The sequence below is a fragment of the Hallella sp. genome, from assembly GCF_037460745.1.
Taxonomy (GTDB): Bacteria; Bacteroidota; Bacteroidia; order Bacteroidales; family Bacteroidaceae; genus Prevotella; species Prevotella faecis.
Genome location: NZ_JAXVAE010000027.1, coordinates 1 through 6,990, shown reverse-complemented (window position 1 = coordinate 6,990; position 6,990 = coordinate 1). Strand labels below are relative to the sequence as shown.

The following is a 6,990-nucleotide window of genomic DNA, read 5'->3' as shown; positions in this document are numbered from 1 at the left end:
TCTGCAAACTTAGAGTTAATTCGTTCAATTCGTTGTTACCGCGTCTGAGCGTAAACACTTACGTGAATCCTTTGTCACTCCAAATCCCATCCGAGAGTAAGAAAATTTGGTAAAAAACTTGTGTCGGATTTTTGGCCGAAATAGAGGGCGGGGAAGGCGGTTTTGGGCGTTTGGGATGACCGATGGGGAGCGCCTACTGTGGCGTTGGGTATGTTTCGTGTTGCGATAGCTTAGCTTTCGAGCCTCGAGAGCTAAGAGAAGGAGCCTCGAAAGGGCAGGGATCGAGGTGCGAAAGATGGCTTTTGGTGGTGTGGAATGAGGCGTGTGGCGTGCGAAATAGGCCCTTCGAATGGTAAGTGGCTGAATGTTAGATGGTTACAAAAATGCGTGAGAAGGGCGTATTTGGACGCCAACAGAGGTGCGATGGGAAAAACCGCGTAGATTTGGGGGAGGGATGTTGAGAATGTTGAATGTGGCGTGTGGAAGGGTCATTCTTACTGCTTGGCAAAAGACGTATGCGCCATAAAACAATTTGCGCCCCGTAGGGAAATTCGGGCAGCGATAGCCGTGTGGTTATCGGGGCTTCAGTTTCCCTATGGGGCGCAAAAACTTGCGGTTGCTTACTTCATAAACACCTTCTGGGCTGTGCCGTCGGCAAAGAGCACCACGTTGAGGCCCTGCTGCATGCCATTGAGGCGCATGCCCTGGGCATTGTAGACGGCGGCGGTGAGGTTATTGTGCGCGTCGTCGGCCTTGATGACGCCAATGGCGGTGTCGACCCCCGCGTTGTAGTCGTCGGTGGTAAACTCCACCTTGTCGCTATTGCTGTTCACGTTCCAGAAGCCGATGTTGGCGCCGGGGTTGTCGCCACCCCAGGTGTTGAAGCCCGTGGTCTTGTCGGCGATCTTGGTGATGACCCATTTCTGCGTGTCGGCCGTGTGCTTCTGCAGGTTGAGGTAGAGGGCCTTGGCCTCGCTCTCGGTGCCGCATACGAAGGTGCCGCTCTGGCCGTTGGTGGCCGTGCCCTCCTTGGTGGTTACCCAGTAGCCGTTGGCGCTGTAGAGCTTCACGCTGCTGAGGCTGGGCTTCTTGGTTGAGGTGGGGATGATGGCGTAATACTGCGACTTGTCGTTTTGGAACAGGGCGTTGGTCGACAGGTTCGAGCCGTTCATCTGCAGATAGGTGCCGCCGGCGGTAAACTTGATGCGGTACCACTTGGGGCTCTTCAGGCTGCTGAGCTCGGGTGTGGCTGCCACCTTCTCGTTCTCGGGCTTGGGCTGCGTGCGGGGCACATAGCCAGGCATCCAGTGGCGTGCGTATACATAGCCGTGGTCGTCGAGCCATTGGGTTTGGTTGGCCAGGCGCGTGCGGAAGTTGTCCCAGTTTTTGAACACCTGCGGTGTCCATCCAGCCTCGGCCACACAGATGAGGCGCGGCAGGGCCAGGTACTCCAAGTATTCGTTGGTGCCCACGTGCTCGGTCCAGAACGTGCCCTGCACACCCTTGACGAGCTCCATCTGCTCCTGGGTGTACATGCCCTGCACAGGCACATAGTTGTAGCAGCCTTCCACGCCGTCGTTGCCGTAGCCGGCGCCCGAAGGCTCACCGTAGTCGTTGCTCTGCTTGCGGCAGATGTAGTAGCCGCCGTCGCCCTTGTGATACTCGGTGACGATGGCCGGCAGGCCGAGCTTCTTCACGGCCTTTGCCACACCCTCCTGGCAGGGGTTCCAGCTCATGATGGTAGATTGCGTCTGCTTCATGAGGTCGAGGTCGGCGCCGCCAGCGGTGATGGCCTCGTTCCAGCACACCAGGTGCTTGTTCTTCGTGGCCACAAAGTCGGCCAGGTCCTTGATGAAGTGGGCCTGCAACTGGCGATAGCTCGTCAGTCCGAGCTCCTTATACTTCTGCTGGCAGAGGTCGTTGTGCTCCCACTGCGTGGTGGGGCACTCGTCGCCACCCACGTGGATATAGGGATAAGGGAAGATGTCGCAAAGCTCGTCGAGGATATTCTTGGCAAACTCCACCGCCTGTGGGTTGGCCACATTGAGCACATCGGAGCTGATGCCACCGCCCGTCCACACCTGCGGTGCGCGGCTGGGGTTGCAGCTATACTCGGGGTAGGCGGCCATGGCGGCAACAAAGTGGCCGGGCATGTCGACCTCGGGCAGCACCTCGATGTGGCGCTCCTTGGCGTAGGCCACCACCTCGCGCATCTCGTCCTGGGTGTAGAAGTAAGGACCGTAGGGCTTGCCCGTCTTGGCGCCGTTGCCCGTCCAGTAGACCTGTCCGTTCTCCTCGATCTTGGTGATGGGCGTGTCGTAGTTGTCGCTGCGTGTGGCGCCCACGGTGGTGAGCTTGGGGTAGCGCTTGATCTCGGCGCGCCATCCCTGGTCGTCGGTGAGGTGCCAGTGGAACACGTTCATCTTGTAGCGCGCCATGATGTCGATCATCTTCTTCACCTCAGCCACAGAGAAGAAATGGCGGCTCACGTCGAGCATGAAGCCGCGGTATCCGAAGCGAGGCTTGTCGGCAATGCGCACCAGGGGAAGGCCCTCGGCGTTGCCCTCAGTCAGTTGGGCGAGCGATTGGAGGGCGTAGAACTTGCCCTTCTCGCTCGATGAGGCTACGCTGATGCCGTCGGCGGTGATGTTGAGCACGTAAGCCTCCTCGGCCAGTGCGGGGTCGGTGGTGAAGCTGATGTGGTCCATGGCCGAGAGCGCCAGGCGGCCCTCGCCATTGAGCTCAGCGCCTCGGGGCGCCGGGATGATGCAGGTGGGGTAGGGCACGGCTATCTGCTCTTCGCTGACCTTATAGATATAGAAGGTCGACCAGTTGCCATTGCCGCCCGCATACTGCACGGTAGCGTTATTGCTGGTGTTGGTGTTGAGATACTTGGTGCCGCCGGCCTGGCAGGTGATCCAGAAAGAGCGCGTCTCGTCGGCGTCGGCGTGGGTGTTGGCCACCTTCGAGCCGATCTTCACCGGTGAGAACACCTTGGCCTTGGCGGCATCGGCCGTACGCGCCAGCGCGGCGCCCTCGCCACCAAAATACTCATTGCTCTTCACGTTCTTGAGCTTGACGCCACCCTTCACGGCCTCCACGGCAAACACCGTAGAGCCATTGGCGTCGAAGGCGTTGCTGTTGTTGGCGTTGCTCAGATAGAGGTCTTTCGACGTGGTCCAAACGCGCAGCGCCACCTTCAGGTTGCCCTTGAGCAGCTCTTCCTTCGTGATGGGGGCTTCGCTGAGACTGTAGGTTGTTATCGTCTGGGCGTATGAGCATACGCACGACAACAACATCACCAGTGCAAAACACAGTTTTTTCATAAAAGATTCTTTAACCGCCCTGCCGGTCGGCAGAGCAAATATTAAACATTAATTATTAGGTTCCTTTTCAAGGCACGATTTCTCGCCATGGCATAGTCCGAGCAAGCTCGGCTCTGCTCATCTGGCTTAACGAAATCGTTCCATTTCAAGGCACGATTTCTCGCCATGGCAGAGATAATGCAAGTTTCAATATTCCGCAAGCCGTGGCCCGCGTGTTAGTATTGGCATTGGGGCAAGCGCCAAACGGCTCGGCACGCAGCCGCGCTCATGGGAGGCAACCCGCGGGCCCGTCTTGCCAGGGCAGGGCGAGGCGCTAACCGTTTGCAAAGGTACGGATAATTTCCGTCATGAAGTCCGCTTTGCCCCCACTATTTGCCGAAATAGGCCGAAAAACAGGCATGCGCCTGCCAGGGCCCCGCCAGCCTGCGCCCTTCAGGGGAGCGCTGTAGGCTGCTGCCCATGGCCTCATGTGTGCTTTCCTCCTATCTTACCGAAATCAGCAACTTGACATTTCTTCTCCTACTTGAAAGTCTCGCTGGGGGGGGACGGGAGAAAATAAAAAGGGGAAAATCGCAATACCCATGATTGAGCTTGCCATTTCCCTCTCAAATAAGAGTAGTATTAGTTGTTGCGACGCATCTTGATGATCCTGTCAACTGACAGGGGGGAAGACACTTCAAGAACGCTGTCGTTCACACTTTCAAAATACAAATAGCTTTGGAATATCATGTAACTGGCGTAGTCCATGTGTATGACTCGCTTCTTTAGCTTTGAGTCATATAGTAACTTCCACCTTCCATAAACGTCGTTGTCTACTACGTTTTCCCAATCAGTCACCACCTTCTTGCCGTCTACCGACACTGAATTCCTTTTCATGATCAGCATGTGTCCGTCAAAGCTCCCGTCAGGTGTGAAGTAATATTGCTGTTTTATATGCGCTAACGCAGCAGAGTCCTCCTGACTCCAGCGGCCGCAAACAAGACTCCAACACTGCTCCCGGAAAAGCGCTGTCTCCTTGCTGTTCTCATCATCAATCGGGGAAACCACATCACGAGTGCATGCAACCACGAGCAAAGACAATAACAATAAGAGGGAAAGGCTAACCTTCTTTATAACTGCACTATCAGAACATGCTATTAGTAATGGCAATGTAAAAAACGCGAGAGTCTTTAATAAAGTTTTCTTCATAACCATAAGTGCTTTAATTCATTTTTGATGACGACCGTGATTTCCAATAGTTACACCAACGTGGGTTAAAAAAGTTAACCATTCGCTTTTGTCCTGTTTTCCACGGCCTCATGTGTGCTCTCCTCCTATCTTGCAGAAAATTGGCAAATTGCCATTTCGGACGCCCTGAGTGCGAAGCCGTGAGATAAGTGAGCAGCAGAGGGGGCGCATCTTCCTTATGACTTCAACGCCCCCTTCGAGAGCTCCATTCAACATTCCGTATTCGGAAGTCGCATCCTGTTGTAGATGTGGCCGAAATATTCCATTTGGGCAAACACCTCGAAGCCAAGGGAGCGGTAGTAGGCCTCAAGGCGTGGCTTGTGGGTGTCTACCAGGAGCGTGGCGTTCTTGCAGCCCAGCGCCTTGCCCTTCTCGATGGCATAGGTCATGAGCTTCTTGCCGATGCTCAGGCCCCGGTGGCCGGGCTGGATGGCCATGGAGTCGAGGTAAAACTCGCCGGGGGCCGTTTCGTCCTCTACACTCATGAGATACTCAGGGTCCATGTCGTCCCACAGCTGTGGCCACGTCCGTTCGCGCAGCTCCCGATAGCGACTGCCCTCGTAGCCGATGAGGCATCCCACGGCTTGTTTGTCGACCGTTGCCACTACAGCGTTTCTCCACGAATAGAGGGTGTCGTTGGCCGAGCACGACTTTATAAACTTGTCGAGGTCGTGGATTTCCATGTCGAGCGCCGTCAGCACGGTCCACGCCACAATCTCTACGTCGTCAATTCTCGCGTCACGAATTTCTAAGTTCATACTCTTTTATACGATTGAATCCAAACTGGGTATGTAGTTTTGCTGTATGGCCTCGGCGATGGCGTTGGCCACCTCGATCTTGCTGAGCCCCACGCTCTCGCCGAAGTTGTAGAGCAGTTCGATTTCCTCCTTCGAGATCACCTGGTCGGTCATCACAATGTCGATCATGTAGCGCAGCATGCCCTCGCGCATGCCGGGGTTGATCTTCAGGAGGTTCTCCACCGACTCGTTGAACGTCTTCACCACGTCGCCGCTGATGATCTCGTCGAGAAACTTGCGCGGGAATATCTTCAGCGACGCCAGTTCCGCCACGATGCGGTCCATCTCCTCCTTCTTGATGCCGTCGTCGCCATAGGCCACGATGATGCCGGCGCTGGCAATGAAACGCGCCGTGTGCTCGTCTTGCTCGCTGTCGCCCACCTTGAGGAGGATGGAGATGAGCTCTTCCATGCCCTTCTTCAGCTCAGCCTGCGACTTGGCGGTGGCGAAGAGGTTCAGCGCCTGCACGCGGATGGGGTTGACGGGGTGGGAGGCGCGGCTCATGCCCTTGTCGTTGAGGAAATAGGATAGTCGCTTGTTGTTGTCGGCGATGAGGGCGTCGATGCTCACGTTCATCTTGGCCAGGTCGAGCCCCGACGCCATCTTGAAGAAGGCCGTCACACACACGCCGAGGTCCTCGGTGGCGATGTAGCCATATCGGTCGGCCACCAGCTCGGCCAGTTGCTCGTGCAGGCGAATCTTGTACTGGAGCGTTACGGGCGCCGCCGTCTCGGGTGGGAACACAAAATGGATGAGGCGCGTGAGCTGGGTGTCCTTGTTGATGAGGTGGCCCAGCTCGTGGCCAATGACAAACTTCAGTTCGTCGCGTGTCATGAGGTCGAAGAGTCCCGAGTTGATGTTGACGATGTTGGGCTCGTTCTCGTCCTCCGAGGCCACCGAGAAGGCGTTGACCGACGAGTCGCCGGTGATGTAGAAATCCACCTTGCCCGTGTAGCCCAACTTGTCTTTCACCTCATGGCAGAGGTCGTAGAAGTCGCTGAGCAACTCCTTCTCCACCTTGAGGCTGTGGCCCTCCATGTTGCTCCGCCAATACGCGTCGCTGCTCGAGGTGCGTATCTGCCGCAGCACCTCTTCCACGATGCTGCCCTGCAGGGCGTTGTAGATCTGCTCGCCCAACTGCCGTTCCAGTTCGATTGTCGGGTCGAACTTATACTCCTTGGTCACCACAGGCTCCTCGGCCTTCTGCGGCTGCTCGTGGGTCTTCACCGTCTTCGAGCCAATAATATTGAATAATCCCATAGACCTACGGTATTGGTTAATGTGAAAACAAGCGTCTCCTTAGCTTGTGTGGGTTTAAGTTTCATTAATCATCCCACCTGAGCAACGCCTTGGTTCGCAGCCCGTTGTGGGTTGGGTAGAATGATTTTCGCAAATATACAAAGAATAATCGAGTCGCCCATCATTTCCCCTCGAAAAAACATTCCCCCTTCATAACCGCCCAGCGCTGTTGGGGGCCGTGCCCCCTCTTTTCGGCCCATAGCGCCCTGTTGTTCGGTCTCATGGCCCGCTTTGCTCCCATGGCCCCGAAAAGAGTCTCGAAAGCTTATGGGGCATACCTCATATAACTAAAGTTTCGGATTTAGGCAGGGTGGGCTGAAGGCCCAACAAGCACATAGCCC

The 6,990-nt window shown here is 56.0% G+C and carries 4 protein-coding genes; all 4 read right to left on the bottom strand.

Annotation, left to right across the window (positions count from 1 at the left end; all coding sequences use genetic code 11):
* Positions 1-620 precede the first annotated feature (620 nt).
* Entirely contained in the window at positions 621-3,326 is a 2,706-nt protein-coding gene (locus WKK33_RS00540; RefSeq protein WP_337932017.1) for a beta-N-acetylhexosaminidase, read from the bottom strand.
* A 621-nt stretch (positions 3,327-3,947) separates the two neighbouring features.
* Complete coding sequence (locus WKK33_RS00535) at positions 3,948-4,514, bottom strand: hypothetical protein (protein ID WP_337932016.1); 567 nt, start codon at positions 4,512-4,514, stop codon at positions 3,948-3,950.
* Between the two features lie 248 nt (positions 4,515-4,762).
* On the bottom strand, positions 4,763-5,311 hold the full coding sequence (locus WKK33_RS00530) for a GNAT family N-acetyltransferase (protein WP_337932013.1): 549 nt from the start codon (positions 5,309-5,311) through the stop codon (positions 4,763-4,765).
* A 6-nt stretch (positions 5,312-5,317) separates the two neighbouring features.
* Positions 5,318-6,610 (bottom strand): M48 family metallopeptidase, encoded by a 1,293-nt coding sequence (locus WKK33_RS00525; protein WP_337932011.1) that lies wholly within the window; start codon positions 6,608-6,610, stop codon positions 5,318-5,320.
* Between the last annotated feature and the right edge of the window lie 380 nt (positions 6,611-6,990).

Bases quoted from the DNA above. Each gene is read 5' to 3' on its own strand.
- WKK33_RS00540 (WP_337932017.1), bottom strand. From the start codon at position 3,326: ATGAAAAAACTGTGTTTTGCACTGGTGATGTTGTTGTCGTGCGTATGC.
- WKK33_RS00525 (WP_337932011.1), bottom strand. From the start codon at position 6,610: ATGGGATTATTCAATATTATTGGCTCGAAGACGGTGAAGACCCACGAG.
- WKK33_RS00530 (WP_337932013.1), bottom strand. From the start codon at position 5,311: ATGAACTTAGAAATTCGTGACGCGAGAATTGACGACGTAGAGATTGTG.
- WKK33_RS00535 (WP_337932016.1), bottom strand. From the start codon at position 4,514: ATGAAGAAAACTTTATTAAAGACTCTCGCGTTTTTTACATTGCCATTA.